This is a genomic window from Nitratireductor sp. ZSWI3, from assembly GCF_024655565.1.
Lineage (GTDB): Bacteria > Pseudomonadota > Alphaproteobacteria > Rhizobiales > Rhizobiaceae > Nitratireductor.
Map to the genome: position 1 here is coordinate 1 of NZ_JANKOF010000044.1, position 19,041 is coordinate 19,041.

The window sequence follows — 19,041 nt, forward strand, 5'->3', positions numbered from 1 at the left end:
CCCTTACCCTCTCCCCGCCAGCGGGGAGAGGGGGGCTTGGAGGTTGCGGCCATCCTTCCTTCTCCCCGCTTGCGGGGAGAAGGTGCCGGCAGGCGGATGAGGGGCGGTCGCGCCGATAACGGAGAAGGCACTTACCGGGAGGGAGCATGAGCCGCCACATACTGGCGATAGACCAGGGCACGACGTCGAGCCGGGCGATCGTCTTCGACGGCAGGATGCGGGCCGTCGCCACCGGCCAGAAGGAGTTTCCCCAGCATTATCCGGATTCCGGCTGGGTCGAGCATGATCCCGAGGACATCTGGAAGAGCGTCGTCACCACCGTCCGTACCGCCCTGCGAAAGGCGAAGCTGAAGGGAAGCGACATCGCCGCCATCGGCATCACCAACCAGCGCGAGACCGTCGTGGTGTGGGAACGCGATACCGGCAGGCCGATCCACAACGCCATCGTCTGGCAGGACCGGCGCACTGCACCGCTGTGCGAGAAGCTGAAGGAGAGGGGGCTCGAAAGGACCTTCTCGAAGAAGACCGGCCTTCTTCTCGACCCGTATTTCTCCGGCACCAAGCTCGCCTGGATCCTCGATCACGTGAAGGGCGCGCGCAAGCGGGCAGCGAAAGGCGAGCTCCTGGCCGGCACCATCGACAGTTTCCTCATCTGGCGGCTGACCGGCGGCGCCACCCATGTCACCGACGCCACCAACGCCTCGCGCACGCTGCTCTACAACATCGAGAAGAACGTCTGGGACGACGAGCTTCTGGACATTCTCGACGTCCCGAAAAACATGCTGCCGGCCGTCAAGGACAGCGCCGACGACTTCGGCACGACCTTGAAGAAACTGTTCGGCGCCGAAATCCCGATCCTCGGCGTGGCCGGCGATCAGCAGGCGGCGGTCATCGGCCAGGCCTGCTTCGAGCCCGGCATGCTGAAGGCCACCTACGGCACGGGCTGCTTTGCCGTGCTCAACACCGGCAACACGCTGGTGCGCTCGAAGAACCGCTTGCTCACCACCATCGCCTACCGGCTCGACGGCAGGACCACCTACGCCCTCGAAGGTTCGATCTTCGTCGCCGGCGCCGCGGTACAATGGCTGCGCGACGGCCTCAAGGTGATCGGCAAGGCAGCCGATTCCGGCGCGCTCGCCGAAAAGGCCGACCCGACGCAGCATCTTTACCTGGTGCCGGCCTTCGTCGGCCTCGGCGCCCCCCATTGGGACGCGGAGGCCCGCGGCGCGATCTACGGGCTGACCCGCAATTCGGGGCCGGCCGAATTCGCCCGGGCGACGCTGGAATCGGTCGCCTACCAGACCCACGACCTTCTGCACGCGATGCGCAGGGACTGGAGGGGCGGCACCGACAGCACGGTGCTGCGCGTCGATGGCGGCATGGTGGCGAGCGATTGGACCATGCAGTGCGTGGCCGACATGCTCGACGCCCCGGTCGATCGGCCGACCGTTCTGGAGACCACGGCTCTGGGCGCGGCCTGGCTCGCCGGTTCGCGCGCCGGCGTGTGGCCGGATGCGAAGCAGTTCGCCGGGAGCTGGTCCCTTGACCGCCGGTTCGAGCCGCAGATGGACGAGGCGACGCGCCGCGCCAAGCTGCAGGGCTGGCAGGACGCCGTGCGCCGCACGCTGACGCGATGATGCCACGCTGCAGAAAGACTTGCGGCCTGGGGGAAGGCGGCAATCAACGTCCTTTAACTTGACTGTTATGATCCAGATAGTTAGGCGTGCAGCGCTTGGAAGCCAGCCTCATGGCAAGCCACCGGGTAACGTTCAACCCAGTGGTCGCAGAGGTTCAAAGTGTCTTATCGTTCCAGGAAGAGGGCGGCTCGCGCGGTCTTGCTCGCCACCGCAGCCCTGCCGTTCGGCTTATCGGTTGCGTCCGCCCAGGAGAGCACCCAGCTCGAGCGCCTGACGGTCGAAGCCGAGAGCGACGACACGCTCGTGCAGGACGGCTATGTTGCCCAGGAGGGGCGCATCGGCACCAAGGTCGACACGCCGATCGTCGAGATTCCGCAGGCGATTTCGGTGGTCACGCAGGACCAGATCGAGGATCAGAAGCCGCGCACGCTCAACGAGGCGCTGGGTTACACGGCAGGCGCCAACCCCAACAATTTCGGCTTCGATAGCCGCTACGATTCCTTCTATCTGCGCGGCTTCCCGACCTACTACACCGGCATGTTCCGTGATGGCCTGCGGCAATACAACGGTCCTTCCGCCTGGTTGCGGACCGAGCCCTACGGCATTGAGGGGCTGACGATCCTCAAGGGCCCGGCTTCCTCGCTCTACGGCGTTGGCGGCCCGGGCGGCATCGTCAACGTGGTCACCAAGCGCCCGAAGGATGAACCGTTCCGCGAGGTCGAGCTCCTGTTCGGCAACCACGATCGCCATCAGGCCGCCTTCGACCTGTCGGGACCGGCAAACGAGGCCGGCACCATTCTCTACCGTTTCACCGGACTTGGCCGGCTGGCCGACACGGAGTTGCCCGGCTATCTCGACGACAGGGCCTATTTTGCGCCGGCATTAACGCTGAAGCCCGACGAGGACACCAGTTTGACCATCCTCGGCGAGTATTCCAGATCGGTCACCGGGAGCACCGCCTGGTACCACAACGATTCATACGGCAAGGTTTCGGATCTTTATGCCGGCGACCCCGCCTGGAACGACTTCGTGCAGAAGCAGGGGCGCATCGGCTACGAGTTCGAGCATCGCTTCAACGATTTTCTGACGGTTCGCCAGAACGTCCGCTTTCACGCGGTCGACGCCGACCTGAAATACAGCGGCTATTACCCCGAGCCACCCGACCGTTCCTGGGGCCACTACAAAGAAAAGGCGAAGAACGCCGTGGTCGACAACATGGCGCAGCTCACCTTCGACACCGGACCGGTGCAGCATGTGGCCGTCGCCGGGTTCGATTACAGCTGGTCGGAATACGAGGCGCAGTCCGCCTCCTCGCTCATCTCCGTCGGCGACATCGCCGCAGCGCCGTTCTATTTCGCCGGCGGCCAGACCATGAATCAGTACGGGCTCTATCTCCACGACCAGATGACCTGGAACAACTGGACGTTCTTCGCCAGCGGCCGGCAGGACTGGGTCGACAGCCACAGCACGGACTATCGTTTCGTCGAGACGGACCAGAGCGACAGCGCCTTCTCCGGCCGCATCGCCGTCTCCTACCGCACCGAATGGGGGCTGATCCCCTATGCGAACTACTCGACCTCGTTCTCGCCCAATCTCGGCTTCGTCTATGACGGCGTCACCAACGAGAAGCGCGTCGCCCGCCCGACCAAGGCCGAGCAGGTTGAGGTCGGCGTCAAATACGAGATCCCGGACTACAACGCCGTTCTGAGCGCCGCCTATTTCAACATCGACCAGCGGGATGGCGTCGTCTATGACGGCACGTTCGACGAGGCCGGCAACCAGCGCCAGCGCCAGCTCGACCTCAACGCGCGCGGCATCGAGCTCGAGGCGAACGCCTCCTTCGACAACGGGTTCGGGCTCATCGCCTCCTACACCTATATGCGCATGAAGATCGAGGAGGGCGCGGCCGGAACGGTCGGCAACGAATTGTCGGCGACGCCCAACCACATCGTCTCGCTGTGGGGGCACTACGACGTTCAGGACGGGCCGCTTGCCGGCCTCGGCCTGGGGGCCGGCCTTCGCTATGTCGGAAAGAGCTATGGCGACGACCAGAACTCGTTCGAGAACGACGAGCGGTTCTTCCTCGACGCCTCGCTCTCCTACGATTTCGGCGCCGCCAATCCGCAGTTCGACGGCCTCAAGCTGCAGGTCAACGCCAAGAACCTCCTCGACGAACGCAAAGCGGTCTGCACGGCCGGCAACTGCTATCTCGACGAGGGGCGGTCGATCTTCGGCAGTCTGCGCTACCGCTTCTGACCCGGTGGCGCGATCCTGACAGATGGGTGCCATCTGTTTGGGGCAGACCAGCAGCCGCTTACGGCGCCGCGCGTCCGACAGGGCGCCCGGCGCCGTCATGAAAAACCGGCGATGGCCGGCAGGATCGCTCAGAGCCCGAGAAGCGCCTTGGCTTCGCCGAGCGTTGCCATGGAAGCGGCATGGTCGCCGGCATTGTGTTGCTCTTCACCCAGGGCGCGCAGCTCCCTGACCTTCGCCATGTCCTCCTCGGAAAGGGAAGCCGAGGCCATGGCCTGGTCGATCTCGGCCATATGGGCGGGGCACGCATTGGCGAAGGCGCTCGCCGGTGCGAAAGACACGAGGATGGCAAGAACAGCAAGACGTTTCATGATTTCCTCCTCTCTGCCGCTTGTTGACACAACACGCGGGAACGACGGCAGGAGCATGAGTTTACACCCAAGCCCCGCCCAGCACCATTGGCCAGCCTCGGGGGCTACGGCGTGCTAGATCATGGGGAAGGAGACAAGCGTTATGACCACCCGGATGAAGCGTTGAGGGGCCACCGCCCATTCTGCCGCGCATCCGCGCACCACAGCTTGCGTCGCGCATCCGGTGGTTCCAGATGCCGATATTTCCCACCCGAGAATTTCGGCCAGTCGAGCGCCAGCCCGCGCCGGACCAGTTCCGCAGCCAGATCGCGCCTGTCCGGCAGGAAACATTCCGCAACCACGCGATCATAGGAAAGCTCGGGCTTGATCTGTGCGGTGACGATCTGACCTTTGCACAATTCGGCCAACGCCCATTTTGACTTCCTGCCCCATGGGTGATCCAACTCTGGCGCGTCAATGCCTGCCAGCCGAATTCTGACCCTGTTGATCACGACGGTATCGCCGTCGATCACCCAGCAGCGTCCCCTGATCACCGTAACCAGATGCGGATTCTGCTTCGCCCTCTCGACGTAATCAGCCGCGATCTCCTGCCAACTCAAGTAATCCGGCTTTTGATCGCTTGTCGTGAAAAGCCGGATGAATATCCGCAACAAACCCATATGCCCCTCCCAAATCGCCTGAGAGGAACTGCAACACGAGGGGAAATATGAGTCTATTCATTCAAATGGTTGATGTTCGAAGGCGGCATATCGAGCAATGTCCGCGGCACGGAATCCTTCCTGTGCCATCCATTTTATTTGAATCCTGAGCGCGCCGGGGCTCGAACCCCGGAGGACTCGATGGGCGAACGCTACAGCCCCCGCGCTGTGCGCACCCATTGCTCGATCTCTGCAAGGTTTGCAGGAACAGGAAGACCGCACTGGTTGAGTTCCCGGTCGAGCAGGAGCGTGATGCCTTCCTTGCCCTTGGCGAATGCGTCGGCGATGGGGCCGCTGGCGACCGCCGTCGTGGCGTTCTGGATGTCCGAAGCGCCCTGGCACAGGTGCACCACCTTGCCGCCGGCGGTCCACCAGACAAGATCCTGGCCGACAAGATGCGTGACGACCTGCGATTCCACGGCTGCCTGTTCTTGTGACAGCGGCTTGAAGTCGATACCGAGCACGGTCGCCGCGATCGCGACGATGACAGCGGCGGCGCCGGCAATGTTCTTCTGCTTGGCGTCCATGTCCTTGTTGAGAAAGATCATGACGATCAGCGGCAGGAATGCCAAAAGCGCGATGAAGGCGCCAAGCTGGTTCTGGATGAAGAACTTCACCGGCTCCTTGCGCGACGCCGGGTCTAGATGATTGGCCTTTTTCCAGAGCAGCGAGCCGACAACCGCGAGAACGCCGATCACCGCGATGAAACCGAGCAGCGTGTACCAGCGCCACTGCGGGAAGCCCTGGCTGGCGGCGAGCTCGTCGAATGACGGCCGCATCACCCAGAAGATCGCGATGAGTTCGAGAACGATCGCCGCCGCCCAGAGCACGAGCGCAATGATCCGTGAGCGGGTCGCCTGGGCCTTCGCCCCCGGCGCAGGAGTGAACAACGGGGTCTCGGCCTTAGCAGCCGTCTTCGTGGAAACTTTCGCCATCAGTCTCAGTCCTCTCCTGTGCCGTAAGCGCCTCGTGAGGCGATGCCGATGAAAGACCTGCCAGTATTAACAGCTTTCGTATGTCGAAATGACTGTCGCCTGAGCACAATTCCCGATTCTATTCCCGCATTTGTCAATGTGCATTTATTTTCAATGAGCATCTATTTTTGAGGAATTAGCAAGGGGCGGCGTCGCGGCCAACGGCTCGAAAGCTGATCAGGGTCTCACCGCGGACGGTTGCCTCCGGCACTTAAACAAGATCATGCCCCGTCGGCTCCGGCCGGGGCTTTGCGTTGAGCCTGTGAACCTTTTCCTCCGGTTGCACGACAGACTGGTGCAGGAAGAAAAGGAGCTGCGCCATGATCAAGTATCTCATCGTCGCTGCCGCCATCGCTGCGGGTGGTCTTGCGACAACGCCCATCACGTTCAATTCAGCTGAAGCGCATAGCCCGGGCCGATCGATGCACAGTGGCTGCAAGACCGGCATCGTCGGTCGTGCTGGGATCGCCGTCAAAAAGAGCAAGGCGGAAAAGAGGGCCCGGCGAAAGTGGAGCTTTGATGCTCGGCAGAAATACGGAGGCAAGTACAACTACTGGCCCGTCGCCGAGGGAAAGCACTATCACTGCAAAAAGAAGCATGGCACCTGGCGCTGTAGCGCCGCAGCGAGGCCGTGCGAGATCTCCCAGGCACAGTGATCGTTCCATCTCCCCGCCGGCTTCGGCCAGCGGGATCTTCTTGTTCCAGGAGCGGTTGTCCATCGGCCGCTCGCCCTCGTCCTTGTGCTCGCGATAGAGCCTTCGCGGCGCCTGCTCGCCGACCGAGCACAAGGCCTTCACGGGTGAGTTCGGCGGCGTGCGCTTCGATCCGACGTGCGATCGAGGGAAGGGGAATCGCAAGCGCTTCCCTACCCGATGCGTTACCCCCACGCACATGAAGCATCCGGGAGCTTCCGCCCATTCCGCTGAAAGTCTTGATGTTCAGGGGCTTTTCTGGTGAGCGCGCAGGGGCTCGAACCCTGGACCTACTGATTAAAAGTCAGTTGCTCTACCAACTGAGCTACGCGCTCCCGAAGGGTTTGTTCAACCCTCGAAATTGCGGCGGAACATAGTGAGGCGGTCATCGGCGGTCAACCGCAAAAAAGCCTGTCCTGTCCCACTTTTTGCAGCGCCGTCCGGCCCCTTCTTTCACCCGGTCCGGCGTCGCGACGGTTTGCCACGCAAAGGTGATTGGCGCAGGCGAAATCATACGCTTATACGAAGGCGGCTCCGTTTGCGTCGGCAAGCGGACCGCGTCGCCGGCATGAAGCGGCGCGGAAAGTTGAATATGGCGGTTGAAACGTGGCAGTCGAAGCATGGCGGTTGATGTCGGTTACCTGAGCGCGGTGGGAGCAGGGGCGCTGTCGTTTCTCTCGCCCTGCGTGCTGCCGCTCGTTCCGCCGTACCTGTGCTATATGGCGGGCGTATCGGTCGAGGAATTTCAGGGCCGGCCCGCGCGCCAGGCCGAATCCGCCGCGGCGGGCGCGACCCGTCTTGCCCTGTTCAGCGCCTCGCTCGCCTTCGTGCTCGGCTTCACCACGGTCTTCGTCCTCCTGGGCGCCGGTGCCTCGACCATCGGCGCGGTGCTGCGCGCCTGGCAGCAGGAACTGGCGATCGCCGCCGGCGTGGTGATCATCCTGATGGGACTCAATTTCCTCGGCGCCCTGCGCATCCCGCTGCTGTCGCGCGAGGCGCGCTTCCAGGCCGGCGGCAGGCCCGCCACCAAGCTCGGCGCCTACGTCATGGGTCTGGCCTTCGCCTTCGGCTGGACACCCTGCATCGGCCCCGTGCTCGGACCGATCCTGACGCTCGCCGGCGGCCGCGAGACCGTGGGAGAGGGCGCCCTGCTGCTGGCCATCTATTCGCTCGGGCTCGGCATTCCGTTTCTCGTCGCCGCGCTTTTTTCCGCCAGCTTCATGCGCTTCCTGTCGCGCTTTCGCATGCATCTCGGCCGCGTCGAGAAGGTGATGGGCGCGCTGCTCGTCCTCGCCGGCATCCTGTTCCTGACCGGCGGCATGCAGTCCATGGCCTTCTGGCTTCTGGAGACGTTTCCGGCGCTCGGCCGGCTCGGATGATCGCACGCATTGGTCGAAACCCGGCGGAATGCTAAACAAGGCCGATTCTGAACCGCAACGGGCCACCATCCATGAGCGAACGAAGCTGCCTTTCCGTCATCCTGGCCGCCGGCGAGGGAACGCGCATGAAGAGCGACGTTCCGAAGGTGCTGCATAAAATCGCTGGGCTGGAAATGCTCGCCCATGTGGTGCGGGCGCTGGACGAGGCCGGCGGCGGCGACAAGGCGCTCGTCATAGGGCATGGCGCGGAAGCGGTGCGCAAGGCGGCCTCACACGTCGCCCCGGGCATCGATTGCTTCGTCCAGGCTGAACGGCTCGGCACCGGCCATGCGGTGCTGGCCGCCCGCGCGGCGATCGCCCGCGGCTATGACGACATCCTCGTCACCTTCGGCGACACGCCGCTCATCGCGCCCGCCGCGCTGAGCGAGATGCGCAGCGAGCTCGCCGCCGGGGCCGACGTGGTGGTGATGGGCTTTCGCACCGACGAGCCGACCGGCTACGGCCGCCTGATCGAAAGCGACGGCGCCCTCGTCGCCATCCGCGAGGAAAAGGACTGCTCGCCGGAAGAGCGCCGCATCACCTTCTGCAATGGCGGCGCGATGGCCATCTGCGGTGCCCACGCCCTGGCCCTGCTCGACGCGGTCGGCAACGACAACGCCAAGGGCGAGTACTACCTGACCGACATCGTCGGCATCGCCGCCGGGCGCGGCCTTGCCGTGCGTGCCGTCGAGGCCGATTTCGAGAGCGCCCTCGGCATCAACAACCGCGCCGAACTTGCCGCCGCCGAAGCGATCTGGCAGCAGCGACGGCGCCGCGCGGCGATGCTCGACGGCGTGACGATGATCGCCCCGGAGACGGTGTTCTTCTCCCACGACACGGTGATCGGCCGCGACACGCTGCTCGAGCCGAACGTCTTCTTCGGCCCCGGCGTGAAGATCGGCGGGAACGTCACCATTCGCACCGCCTGCCACATCGAGGAGGCGCAGGTCGCCGACGGTGTCTCCGTCGGCCCCTTCGCCCGCCTGCGCCCCGGCGCCGAGATCATGCAGGGCGCCAAGATCGGCAATTTCGTCGAGGTGAAGAAGGCGCGGGTCGAGCCGGGCGCCAAGATCCCGCATCTTTCCTATGTCGGCGACGCGCGGGTCGGCGCCAGGGCCAATCTCGGCGCCGGCACCATCACCTGCAACTATGACGGTTTCTCCAAGCATTTCACCGACATCGGCGAAGAGGCTTTCATCGGCACCAATTCCTCGCTGGTCGCCCCGCTCACCATCGGCGCCGGCGCCTACATCGCATCGGGCAGCGTCATCACCGAGCCGGTGCCGGCCGACGCCCTGGCCTTCGGGCGGGCCCGCCAGTCGACCCGCGAGGGGCTCGGAAAGCGCCTGCGCGACCGGTTGGCGGCGTTGAAGGCGAAAAAAGCATGATCCTATGTCGCAGGCGGTTCTCGTAACGGAACCTCAACGCCGTTCCGCTAGCCTGCAGGGGCGTCATCGTTCGCGACCGGACGCTGATACGGATTGATAGACTTGTTGATTTTCAACCGCCTCGGCGGCGTTCTAGAGCATTTTGCAGTCAGGTGGAATCACCTGACGACCGCATAAATGCGGAAGAAGAATGAGATGGAATGGGGCAACGTTTCCATGAAACGATGAACCGTTCTAAACGTGCGTACGAGTTCGGGTTTGGGCAAACGGGTGGGAGGCTAGGGCAGCCATATGTGTGGAATCGTTGGCATTGTGGGGCACACGCCCGTAGCTCCGCTGATCGTCGATGCGCTGAAACGCCTGGAGTATCGCGGCTATGATTCGGCCGGCGTCGCTACCATCGAGCATGGCGCGCTCGCGCGGCGGCGCGCCGAGGGCAAGCTGGTCAACCTCGAGAAGCGGCTCGCCGAAGAGCCGCTCGGCGGCCTGATCGGCATCGGCCACACGCGCTGGGCGACCCATGGCGTGCCCAATGAGACCAATGCGCATCCGCATTTCGCCGACGACGTCGCCATCGTCCACAACGGCATCATCGAGAATTTCGCGGAATTGCGCGACGAGCTTTCCAGCGTGGGGTTCGTCTTCACCTCGCAGACCGATACGGAGGTGGTTGCCCATCTGATCGCCCGCGAACTGCGCGGCGGCGCCTCGCCGCAGGAGGCCGCTTACCGGTCGCTGCAGCGCCTGCGCGGTGCCTTCGCGCTCGCCATCATGTTCCGCGGCGACGAGGATCTCATCGTCGGCGCCCGCAACGGCCCGCCGCTCGCCGTCGGCCACGGCGAGGGGGAGATGTATCTGGGCTCCGACGCCATCGCGCTGGCGCCCTTCACCGATTCCATCACCTATCTGGAGGATGGGGATTGGGTGGTGGTGCGGCGCGAAGGCATGCAGATCTTCGACATGGATGCAAAGCCCGTCTCGCGCATGCGCCAGCAATCCGTGGGCACCAGCTTCCTGGTCGACAAGGGCAATCACCGCCATTTCATGGAAAAGGAGATCCATGAGCAGCCGGAGGTGATCTCGCACACGCTGGCCAATTACCTGGACTTCGCCGCCGGTCGCGTTGGCGGTTTCGACCTGCCGTTCGATTTCGCCGCGATAGAGCGCCTGGCGATCTCGGCCTGCGGCACCGCCTATCTGGCGGGCCTCGTCGGCAAATACTGGCTGGAGCGCTATGCGCGGCTGCCCGTCGACATCGACATCGCCTCGGAGTTCCGCTACCGCGAGATGCCACTGCCGAAGGCGAGCGCCGCGCTGTTCATCTCGCAATCGGGCGAGACCGCCGACACGCTCGCATCGTTGCGCTATTGCCGGGGCGAGGGCGTGCCGATCTCGGCCATCGTCAATGTGCGCGAATCGACCATCGCCCGTGAGAGCGACGGCGTCTTTCCGACGCTTGCCGGCCCGGAGATCGGCGTTGCCTCGACAAAGGCCTTCACCTGCCAGCTTTCGGTGCTTGCCGCCCTGGCGCTGAAGGCGGCCAAGGCGCGCGGCGTCCTTTCGGCCGAGCGGGAGCAGGAGCTGGTGCGCCAGCTTTCCGAGGCGCCGCGCTATGCCGCCCAGGCGCTCAAGCTCAGCGAGCGGATCGAGACCGTCGCCCGCGAGCTTTCGCATGTGCGCCACGTCCTCTATCTCGGCCGCGACACCAGCTATCCGCTGGCGCTGGAGGGCGCCCTGAAGCTGAAGGAAATCTCCTACATCCATGCCGAGGGCTATGCGGCCGGCGAACTGAAGCACGGGCCGATCGCCCTGATCGACGAACAGATGCCGGTCATCGTCATCGCGCCGCACGACCGCATATTCGAGAAGACCGTCTCCAACATGCAGGAAGTGGCCGCGCGCGGCGGCAGGATCATCCTGATCACCGATCGCCAGGGGGCGGAGAAGGCGACCGTCAAGACGCTCGAGACGATCGTCATGCCGGACGTGCCGGAATTCGTGGCGCCGATCGTCTATGCCCTGCCGGTGCAGATGCTCGCCTATCACACGGCCGTCATCATGGGCACGGATGTCGACCAGCCGCGCAACCTGGCGAAGTCGGTGACCGTGGAGTAGAGGCCAGGGGAGCGAGGGCCGGCGGCATCGCCGCAAACCGGCCCGAATTGCTATTCAAATCTTCAGCCTGGTGGATTAGTCTCCGCCGGGCAGTTCTTGTTTCCCCACCACTCCGAGGCCCGTATCCGCATCATGACCCGCCTGCGCAATTACTTTCTCACGGGCTTCATCGTCACCGCGCCGCTTGCCATCACCGCCTATCTGGCCTGGTCGATGATCGGCTGGGTCGATTCCTGGGTGAAACCCTATATCCCCGCCCGCTACAATCCGGACACCTATCTGCCGTTCCCCGTGCCGGGCTTCGGCCTGATCGTCGCCCTCATCGTCATTACCCTGATCGGATTCCTGACGGCGAACATCATCGGCAGGACGATCGTCTCGGTGGGCGAGAACATTCTCGGCCGCATGCCGCTGGTGCGCAGCGTCTATCGCGGCCTGAAACAGATCATCGAGACGGTCCTCTCCGAGCGCTCCGACACGTTCAAGAAGGTCGGCCTGGTGGAGTATCCGCGCAAAGGCCTGTGGGCGCTGGTCTTCATCGCCACCGAAACGCGCGGCGAGGTGCAGGCGGAGATCAAGAGCGATGCAGGCGAGACCATCGCCGTCTTCCTGCCGACGACGCCCAACCCCACCTCGGGCTATCTTCTCTTCGTTCCGAAGGAGGACGTCATCGAGCTCAAGATGACCGTGGAGGAGGGTGCCAAGCTCGTTATCTCGGCCGGTCTCGTGGCGCCCGAATACCATGAAAGAACCAAGGCGCTCGCCGAGGCCGCACTCGCCGAAGGCGCTCAGCCCGCCCGCAGCAGCCGCACGGCTTCGTCGCGCCCGAACAGATAGAGCAGCAGGCGCAGCGCCTCGCCGCGCGGCGTCTCGAGGTCCGAATCCTGCGACAGGATGAGCCGCGCATCGTCGCGCGCCGCCTGCAGGAGGTCGGTGTGGCTTTCGATGCGGGCGACACGGAACCCGGGCGTGCCCGATTGCTTGGTGCCCAAAAGGTCGCCTTCGCCGCGCAGCTTCAGATCCTCTTCGGCGATCACGAAGCCGTCCTCGGTCTCGCGCATCACCTCCAGGCGGCGGATCGCCGTCTGGCCGAGCGGCCCCTTGTAGAGCAACACGCAGGAGGAGGCGAGCGCGCCGCGCCCGACGCGGCCGCGCAGCTGGTGCAGTTGCGCCAGGCCGAAACGCTCGGCATGCTCGATGACGATGATCGTCGCGTCGGACACGTCGACGCCGACCTCCACCACCGTCGTGCCGACGAGAATACGCGTCTCGCCGGCCTTGAAGGCGCGCATCGCCTCGTCCTTCTCCGCCGCCTTCATGCGTCCATGGACGAGCCCGACGGCACTGCCGAAAATCTTCTGCAGCGCCGCAAAACGGTCTTCCGCCGAGGTGAGCGGCACCTCCTCGGACTCCTCGACCAGCGGACAGATCCAATAGGCCTTCTGGCCCTCGGCGAGCGCCTTGCGGATGCGCTCCACCAGCTCGCCGAGCCGTTCCATCGGCAGGGTCACCGTGCGGATGGGCTGGCGGCCGGCCGGCTTTTCCGTCAGCCGCGACACGTCCATGTCGCCGAAGGCCGACAGCACCAGGGTGCGTGGAATGGGCGTCGCCGTCATCACCAGCATATCCGGCGCGTTGCCCTTGGCGGTGATAGCCAGCCGCTGATGCACACCGAAACGGTGCTGCTCGTCGATCACGGCCAGCGCCAGGTCGTGGAAGCTGACGCTCTCCTGGAACAGCGCATGCGTGCCGATGACGAAATCCACCGCGCCGGAAGCGATCGCGTCCAGCGTGTTCTGGCGCTCCTTGCCCTTCTCGCGGCCGGTCAGCACGGCGGCCGTCAGGCCGGCCGCCTCGGCCAGCGGGCGGATCGTCGCAAAATGCTGGCGGGCAAGGATCTCCGTCGGCGCCATCAGGGCCGATTGCGCGCCCGCCTCGGCGGCGCGCGCCATGGCAAGAAGCGCGACGACCGTTTTGCCGGCTCCGACGTCTCCCTGCAGCAGCCGCACCATGCGCTCGGGCTGGCCGAGATCGGCATGAATGTCGCGCACCGCTTCCTCCTGGCTGCCGGTGAGGGCATAGGGAAGCGCCGCCCTGATCTTGGCCTCCAGATGGCCGTCGCCCGTCAACGGCCGGCCGGAAAGCCGTTTCACCCTTGCCCTGACGAGTGCCAGGGAAAGCTGCCCCGCCAGGAACTCGTCATAGGCGACCCGCCGCCAGAACTGGCTTTCGGGGGTCGAATCGTCCGGTTCCTGCGGCGCGTGCAGCCGCCGCAGCGCCGCCCCGAAGCCTGGCATGCGGTTGCGGGCGAGGAAAGCCGGGTCCTGCCATTCGGGCAGGTCCGGCAACCGCTCGAGCGCCTGGCCGATCGCCCGGCGCAGCACCTTCGCCGAAAGTCCTGCCGTCAACGGATAGACCGGCTCCAGCGTCGGCAGGGTGTCCGCTTCCGCCGCCGGCACGATGAAATCGGGATGCACCATGGAGGGGCGGCCGTTGAACCACTCCATGCGGCCACTCACCAGGACCTTTTCGCCCTCCGGCAACACCTTTTCGAGCCATTGCGCGCGGGCGTGGAAGAAGGTGAGCGCGATCTCGCCAGTGTCGTCGAAGGCGAAGACCCGGTAAGGGGCACTCTTGCGGCCGGGCGGCGAGGGATGGTGGCGGGAGACCGTCAGCTCCAGCGTCACGATGGCGCCTTCCGGCGCGTTGGCGATGCCCGGCCGGTTGCGCCGGTCGACGAGCGAGTGCGGCAGGACGAACAGCAGGTCGCCGACGCGCAGCTCGCGCCCCGTGCCGTCGCCCGGCACGATGTTCGACAGAAGATCGGCAAGCTTCGCCCCGACGCCGTCGAGCGTCGTCACGGGAGCAAAGAGCGGATCGAGGAGCGATGGGCGCATTCCGTCATGATTAAAGCCTCAATTGCATGACGCAAGGCTGACAGACGGTCGTGCACACGCTATATCCGCGCCGTCGACATCATCCGCACGCGCGAAGGCCACACCCATGACAGGCACCACCCGCTCCAGCCACGACCTCGATCCGCGCCGCCGGCGCGCCCTGGTGCGATCCTGGCGCCGCGGCACGCGCGAGATGGACCTGGTGCTGGGCGAGTTTGCAGACGCGCAGATCGACGTTCTGAGCGAGGCGGAGCTTGCCGAATACGAAACCATTCTGGAGGTTCCCGATACGGAACTCTACAAATGGGTGACGGGCGAGGCGCCGCTGCCGGCCGCTTACGACACACCGCTCTTTGCGCGCATCCTTTCCTCGCGGAGCGCCTGAGGCAGTAGACGCGATGAGCCTGATCGATCCCATCAAACTTCCCCGCGACGGCGATGGCGCCCTCACGGTCGACGGCGTCGCCGACGGCTTCGAGGCCTTCGCGCTGGCTGCCGCCGCGCGCGAGATCGCCCCTGACGGCCCGGTTATCTTCGTCCTGCGCGACGGGCAGCGGCTTCCGGCGATCGCCGAGGGGTTGCGTTTTGCCGATCCGGGCCTGCCCGTGCTCGACCTGCCGGCATGGGATTGCCTGCCCTACGACCGCGTGTCGCCCGGCAGCGACGCGGCGGCACGCCGGCTCGCCGCCATGACGGCGATGATCGATCTCCAGAGGCGGCCGCACCGCGCCGTCATTCTCGTCAGCGCCAATGCGCTTCTCCAGCGCATGCCGCCGGCGGACCAGATCGGCGCGCAGGGCTTCCTGGCAAGGCCCGGCAACCAGGTCGACATGAAGCTGCTCGCCGAGCGGCTGGAGACGAGCGGCTTCGAGCGCGTCTCGACCGTGCGCGACGTCGGTGAATATGCCGTGCGCGGCGGCATCCTCGATCTCTTTGCGCCGGGCTGGACCGAGGCGCTGCGTCTCGACTTCTTCGGCGACACGCTGGAATCGGTCCGCGCGTTCGACGTGGCCACCCAGCGCACCACCGGCCAGCGCAGCGAAGTGGCGCTGCAGGCGATGAGCGAAGTGACGCTGACGCCGGAGGCGATCAGCCGCTTCCGCCGCAGCTATATCGAGACGTTCGGCGCGCCCTCGCGGGACGATGCGCTTTATGCCGCCGTCAGCGAAGGCCGGCGCTTCGCGGGCATGGAGCATTGGCTGCCGCTGTTCTACGACCGGCTGGACAGCGTTCTCGACTACCTGCCGCAGGCCCCGGTCGTCTTCGATCATCTGGCCGAGGAGGCGCTCGGCGAGCGCCACGCGCTGATCGTCGACCATTATGAGGCGCGCCGCCAGCAGATGGCCGGCGCCGACCTTGGCGGCGCCGTGCCCTACAAGCCGGTCGAGCCGAGGACGCTCTACCTCGATGCGGACGAGGTGAGCGCTTCGGTCGCCGGGCGCCGCGTGCTCCGGTTCACGCCCTTCGCGACCCCGGAAACCAGCACCACGCGTGTCTATCACGCGGGAGCCGAGGCCGGCCGCAACTTCGCCGAGGAACGGGCCGATCCGAAAGCCAATGTCTTCGACCATGCGGTCAGGCACATCGGTGCGCTGCGGACGCAGGGCAGGCGCGTCCTGATCGCCGGCTGGAGCGAAGGCTCGGCCGAGCGCCTGTCGCAGATCCTGGCCGAGCACAATCTCGGCAATGTGGCCCGCGTCGAGACGCTGGCCGAGCTCGAGAAGCTGCCCGGCGAGCAGGCAGGCGTCGGCATCCTCCCCCTGGAAACAGGCTTCCAGACGCGCGGCCTTGCCGTCATCAGCGAGCAGGACATTCTGGGCGACCGCCTCGTGCGGCGCGCCAAGAAGCGCAAGAAGGCCTCGGACTTCATCGCCGAGGTCTCGGCGCTGTCGGCCGGCGACATCGTCGTCCACGCCGACCACGGCATCGGCCGCTTCATTGGCCTCAGGACCATCGAGGCTGCCGGCGCGCCGCATGATTGCCTGGAACTGCGCTATGCGGGCGAAGACCGCCTGTTCCTCCCGGTCGAGAACATCGAGCTTCTTTCGCGTTACGGCTCCGACGGCCCCGACACGATGCTCGACAAGCTCGGCGGCGTCGCCTGGCAGTCGCGCAAGGCCCGGCTCAAGAAGAAGCTCCTGGAGATGGCGGGTCATCTGATCCGCATCGCGGCCGAACGGGAGATGCGCCCGGCCGTCAAGCTTGCGCCGCCCGACGGTCTTTACGGCGAGTTCGCCGCACGCTTTCCCTATGAGGAGACCGACGACCAGCAGAACGCCATCGACGCGGTGATCGAAGATCTGGGATCGGGCCGGCCGATGGACCGGCTGATCTGCGGCGATGTCGGTTTCGGCAAGACCGAGGTGGCCTTGAGAGCGGCCTTCGTGGCGGCGATGGAAGGGTTCCAGGTCGCCGTCGTCGTGCCGACGACGCTGCTCGCCCGCCAGCACTTCAAGACCTTCCGCGACCGTTTCGCCGGCCTGCCGCTGACCGTCCGCCAGGCTTCGCGCCTGGTCGGTGCAAAGGAGCTTTCCGAGACCAAGAAGGGGATCGCCGACGGCTCGGTCGACATCGTCGTCGGCACCCATGCGCTGCTCGGCAACTCCATCCACTTCAAGAATCTCGGCCTTCTCATCATCGACGAGGAGCAGCACTTCGGCGTCAAGCACAAGGAGCGCCTGAAGGATCTGAAGTCCGACGTCCATGTCCTGACCCTTTCGGCAACGCCCATTCCACGCACCCTGCAACTGGCGCTGACGGGTGTGCGCGAGCTGTCGCTGATCACCACGGCGCCGGTCGACCGCATGGCGGTGCGCAGCTTCATCTCGCCGCTCGACCCGCTGGTCATCCGCGAAACGCTGCTGCGCGAGCGCTATCGCGGCGGCCAGAGCTTCTATGTGGTGCCGCGCGTCTCCGATCTTGCCGACATCAAGGAATTCCTGGCCGAGCAGGTGCCGGAGCTGAAGGTTGCGACCGCCCACGGACAATTGCCGCCGGGCGAGCTCGACGACATCATGAATGCCTTCTATGACGGCCAGTACGATGTCCTCCTGTCGACGACCATCGTCGAATCCGGTCTCGACATCCCGACCGCCAACACGCTGATCGTGCACCGCTCGGACATGTTCGGCCTTGCCCAGCTCTACCAGCTGCGCGGCCGCGTCGGGCGTTCCAAGGTCCGCGCCTACGCGCTCTTCACCCTGCCGCCCAACAAGACGCTGACGACGACCGCGGAGCGACGCCTGAAGGTGCTGCAGTCGCTCGACACGTTGGGCGCCGGATTCCAGCTTGCCAGCCACGACCTCGACATACGCGGCGCCGGCAACCTCCTCGGCGAGGAGCAGTCCGGCCACATCAAGGAGGTCGGCTACGAGCTCTACCAGCAGATGCTGGAGGAGGCGGTCGCCGAATTGAAGGGCGTCGACGAGGCGGCCGACACCGGCTGGTCGCCGCAGATCACGGTCGGCACGGCGGTCATGATCCCCGAAAGCTTCGTTCCCGATCTGCAGCTGCGCCTCGGCCTTTACCGCCGGCTTGCCGAACTGGAGACGCCGGAAGAGATCGACGCCTTCGGCGCCGAGCTCATCGACCGTTTCGGCTCACTGCCGCAGGAGGTCGAGCATCTTCTGAAGATCGTCTTCATCAAGGCGCTCTGCCGTCGGGCCAACGTCGAAAAGCTCGACGCCGGGCCGAAAGGCGCCGTGGTGCATTTCCGCGGCCAGCAATTCGCCGATCCGGTTGCATTGGTGCGGTTCATCGGCGAGCAGGGCTCGCTCGCCAAGATCCGCGCCGACCAGAGCATCGTCTTCATCCGTGACTGGCCGACGCCCGAGAAGCGGCTGGCCGGCGCTGCCGTCATCATGACGCAGCTCGTGCGGCTGGTGGAGAAGAAGGCGGCCTGATCAGGCTTGCGGCGCGTCGAGCGTGCCGTTGGCCTTGGCTTCGGCCACCTTGGCGATGGCGTCGGCGAGTGTGGCGGGCTCCTGCGCTCCCATCACCGCATAGCGGCCCTCGAGGAGGAAGCAGGGCACCCCGGTGACGCCCATCCGCTGGGCGGTGGCGATCTCCTCCTGCACCTCCGCCCGATCGGCCTCCGTCGCCAGCAAGGTCTCGGCCAGTGCCGCATCCATGCCGGCGTCGCGCGCCGCCCCGATCAGCACCGCCCGGTCGCCGAGATCGGCGCCTTCCTCGAAATAGAGCGCGAACAGCCGGCCGACGAGCCGGTCCTGCACGCCCGGGCCGGCATTCGCCGCCCAGCGGATGATGCGATGCGCGTCGAGCGTGTTCGGCGACGTCTTTATGGCATCGAAATCAAAAGCGATACCAACGGCTTGTCCGACGACGCTGATCTGCTGGTGCATCTGGCTGATGCGGTCTTCGCTGCCGAATTTGTCGATCAGATAGGCGCGCCTGTCCTTGCCGGCCGGCGGCAGTGTCGGGTCGAGCTGGAAAGGCCGCCAGCGCAGCTCGACGGGAATCTCGGACACCGTGTCGAGCGCCTTCTTCAGCCTTGCCCGGCCGACATAGCACCAGGGGCAGACGACGTCCGAGACGATATCGATGGTCACGGGGAGGAGGTCTGTCATCGTTCGCTCCGG

At 65.4% G+C, this 19,041-nt stretch carries 14 protein-coding genes and 1 tRNA gene; 9 read left to right on the forward strand and 6 right to left on the reverse strand.

The window, feature by feature from the left end; all coding sequences use genetic code 11:
* The first annotated feature begins 146 nt into the window (after positions 1-146).
* Both glpK and NUU27_RS14355 read left to right on the forward strand, forming a co-directional pair.
* Positions 147-1,637 (forward strand): glycerol kinase GlpK, encoded by a 1,491-nt coding sequence (glpK, locus tag NUU27_RS14350; protein ID WP_257762806.1) that lies wholly within the window; start codon positions 147-149, stop codon positions 1,635-1,637.
* A gap of 198 nt (positions 1,638-1,835) precedes the next feature.
* Complete coding sequence (locus NUU27_RS14355) at positions 1,836-3,893, forward strand: TonB-dependent siderophore receptor (RefSeq protein ID WP_257762807.1); 2,058 nt, start codon at positions 1,836-1,838, stop codon at positions 3,891-3,893.
* A 128-nt stretch (positions 3,894-4,021) separates the two neighbouring features.
* Here the strand turns inward: NUU27_RS14355 and NUU27_RS14360 are convergent, their stop codons facing one another.
* The 3 genes from NUU27_RS14360 to NUU27_RS14370 all read right to left on the reverse strand — a co-directional run bounded on the left by NUU27_RS14360 (position 4,022) and on the right by NUU27_RS14370 (position 5,894).
* Entirely contained in the window at positions 4,022-4,261 is a 240-nt protein-coding gene (locus tag NUU27_RS14360; RefSeq protein ID WP_374566920.1) for a hypothetical protein, read from the reverse strand.
* 140 nt (positions 4,262-4,401) lie between these two features.
* Complete coding sequence (locus NUU27_RS14365) at positions 4,402-4,920, reverse strand: thermonuclease family protein (RefSeq protein ID WP_257762808.1); 519 nt, start codon at positions 4,918-4,920, stop codon at positions 4,402-4,404.
* A gap of 191 nt (positions 4,921-5,111) precedes the next feature.
* A complete protein-coding gene (locus NUU27_RS14370; RefSeq protein WP_257762809.1) occupies positions 5,112-5,894 on the reverse strand; it encodes a hypothetical protein in 783 nt (260 codons plus the stop codon).
* 359 nt (positions 5,895-6,253) lie between these two features.
* Between NUU27_RS14370 and NUU27_RS14375 the strand changes: the two genes are divergently transcribed.
* Positions 6,254-6,589, forward strand: a complete 336-nt coding sequence (locus NUU27_RS14375; RefSeq protein WP_257762810.1) for a hypothetical protein — start codon at positions 6,254-6,256, stop codon at positions 6,587-6,589.
* A gap of 295 nt (positions 6,590-6,884) precedes the next feature.
* Here NUU27_RS14375 and NUU27_RS14380 read toward each other — a convergent pair.
* A tRNA-Lys gene (locus NUU27_RS14380) sits at positions 6,885-6,960 on the reverse strand.
* 285 nt (positions 6,961-7,245) lie between these two features.
* Here NUU27_RS14380 and NUU27_RS14385 point away from each other — a divergent pair.
* The 4 genes from NUU27_RS14385 (at position 7,246) to NUU27_RS14400 (ending at position 12,383) form a co-directional block, all read left to right on the forward strand.
* Positions 7,246-8,004, forward strand: a complete 759-nt coding sequence (locus NUU27_RS14385; RefSeq protein WP_257762811.1) for a cytochrome c biogenesis CcdA family protein — start codon at positions 7,246-7,248, stop codon at positions 8,002-8,004.
* Between the two features lie 71 nt (positions 8,005-8,075).
* A complete protein-coding gene (gene glmU, locus NUU27_RS14390; RefSeq protein ID WP_257762812.1) occupies positions 8,076-9,431 on the forward strand; it encodes a bifunctional UDP-N-acetylglucosamine diphosphorylase/glucosamine-1-phosphate N-acetyltransferase GlmU in 1,356 nt (451 codons plus the stop codon).
* A gap of 291 nt (positions 9,432-9,722) precedes the next feature.
* On the forward strand, positions 9,723-11,546 hold the full coding sequence (gene glmS, locus NUU27_RS14395) for a glutamine--fructose-6-phosphate transaminase (isomerizing) (protein WP_257762813.1): 1,824 nt from the start codon (positions 9,723-9,725) through the stop codon (positions 11,544-11,546).
* A gap of 132 nt (positions 11,547-11,678) precedes the next feature.
* Positions 11,679-12,383 (forward strand): DUF502 domain-containing protein, encoded by a 705-nt coding sequence (locus NUU27_RS14400; protein WP_257762814.1) that lies wholly within the window; start codon positions 11,679-11,681, stop codon positions 12,381-12,383.
* Here the strand turns inward: NUU27_RS14400 and recG are convergent.
* On the reverse strand, positions 12,335-14,443 hold the full coding sequence (gene recG, locus NUU27_RS14405) for an ATP-dependent DNA helicase RecG (RefSeq protein WP_257762815.1): 2,109 nt from the start codon (positions 14,441-14,443) through the stop codon (positions 12,335-12,337). The genes NUU27_RS14400 and recG overlap by 49 nt on opposite strands.
* A 106-nt stretch (positions 14,444-14,549) precedes the next feature.
* Between recG and NUU27_RS14410 the strand changes: the two genes are divergently transcribed.
* Positions 14,550-14,828 carry a succinate dehydrogenase assembly factor 2 gene (locus NUU27_RS14410; RefSeq protein ID WP_257762816.1) on the forward strand — a complete coding sequence of 93 codons (279 nt, stop codon included), beginning with the start codon at positions 14,550-14,552 and terminating at the stop codon, positions 14,826-14,828.
* A 13-nt stretch (positions 14,829-14,841) separates the two neighbouring features.
* A complete protein-coding gene (mfd, locus tag NUU27_RS14415; protein ID WP_257762817.1) occupies positions 14,842-18,345 on the forward strand; it encodes a transcription-repair coupling factor in 3,504 nt (1,167 codons plus the stop codon).
* On the opposite strand, the gene NUU27_RS14420 is transcribed toward mfd, so the two are convergent.
* The gene (locus tag NUU27_RS14420) at positions 18,346-19,029 is read right to left on the reverse strand and encodes a DsbA family oxidoreductase (protein ID WP_257762818.1); all 684 of its coding nucleotides are present in this window, start codon (positions 19,027-19,029) and stop codon (positions 18,346-18,348) included.
* Positions 19,030-19,041 lie beyond the last annotated feature (12 nt).

Excerpts from the sequence above, each read along its gene's own strand:
- glmS (WP_257762813.1), top strand. The coding sequence starts at position 9,723 with ATGTGTGGAATCGTTGGCATTGTGGGGCACACGCCCGTAGCTCCGCTG.
- recG (WP_257762815.1), bottom strand. The coding sequence starts at position 14,443 with ATGCGCCCATCGCTCCTCGATCCGCTCTTTGCTCCCGTGACGACGCTC.
- glmU (WP_257762812.1), top strand. The coding sequence starts at position 8,076 with ATGAGCGAACGAAGCTGCCTTTCCGTCATCCTGGCCGCCGGCGAGGGA.
- NUU27_RS14385 (WP_257762811.1), top strand. The coding sequence starts at position 7,246 with ATGGCGGTTGATGTCGGTTACCTGAGCGCGGTGGGAGCAGGGGCGCTG.
- NUU27_RS14375 (WP_257762810.1), top strand. The coding sequence starts at position 6,254 with ATGATCAAGTATCTCATCGTCGCTGCCGCCATCGCTGCGGGTGGTCTT.
- NUU27_RS14370 (WP_257762809.1), bottom strand. The coding sequence starts at position 5,894 with ATGGCGAAAGTTTCCACGAAGACGGCTGCTAAGGCCGAGACCCCGTTG.
- NUU27_RS14365 (WP_257762808.1), bottom strand. The coding sequence starts at position 4,920 with ATGGGTTTGTTGCGGATATTCATCCGGCTTTTCACGACAAGCGATCAA.
- NUU27_RS14400 (WP_257762814.1), top strand. The coding sequence starts at position 11,679 with ATGACCCGCCTGCGCAATTACTTTCTCACGGGCTTCATCGTCACCGCG.
- NUU27_RS14360 (WP_374566920.1), bottom strand. The coding sequence starts at position 4,261 with ATGAAACGTCTTGCTGTTCTTGCCATCCTCGTGTCTTTCGCACCGGCG.
- glpK (WP_257762806.1), top strand. The coding sequence starts at position 147 with ATGAGCCGCCACATACTGGCGATAGACCAGGGCACGACGTCGAGCCGG.
- NUU27_RS14410 (WP_257762816.1), top strand. The coding sequence starts at position 14,550 with ATGACAGGCACCACCCGCTCCAGCCACGACCTCGATCCGCGCCGCCGG.
- NUU27_RS14420 (WP_257762818.1), bottom strand. The coding sequence starts at position 19,029 with ATGACAGACCTCCTCCCCGTGACCATCGATATCGTCTCGGACGTCGTC.
- mfd (WP_257762817.1), top strand. The coding sequence starts at position 14,842 with ATGAGCCTGATCGATCCCATCAAACTTCCCCGCGACGGCGATGGCGCC.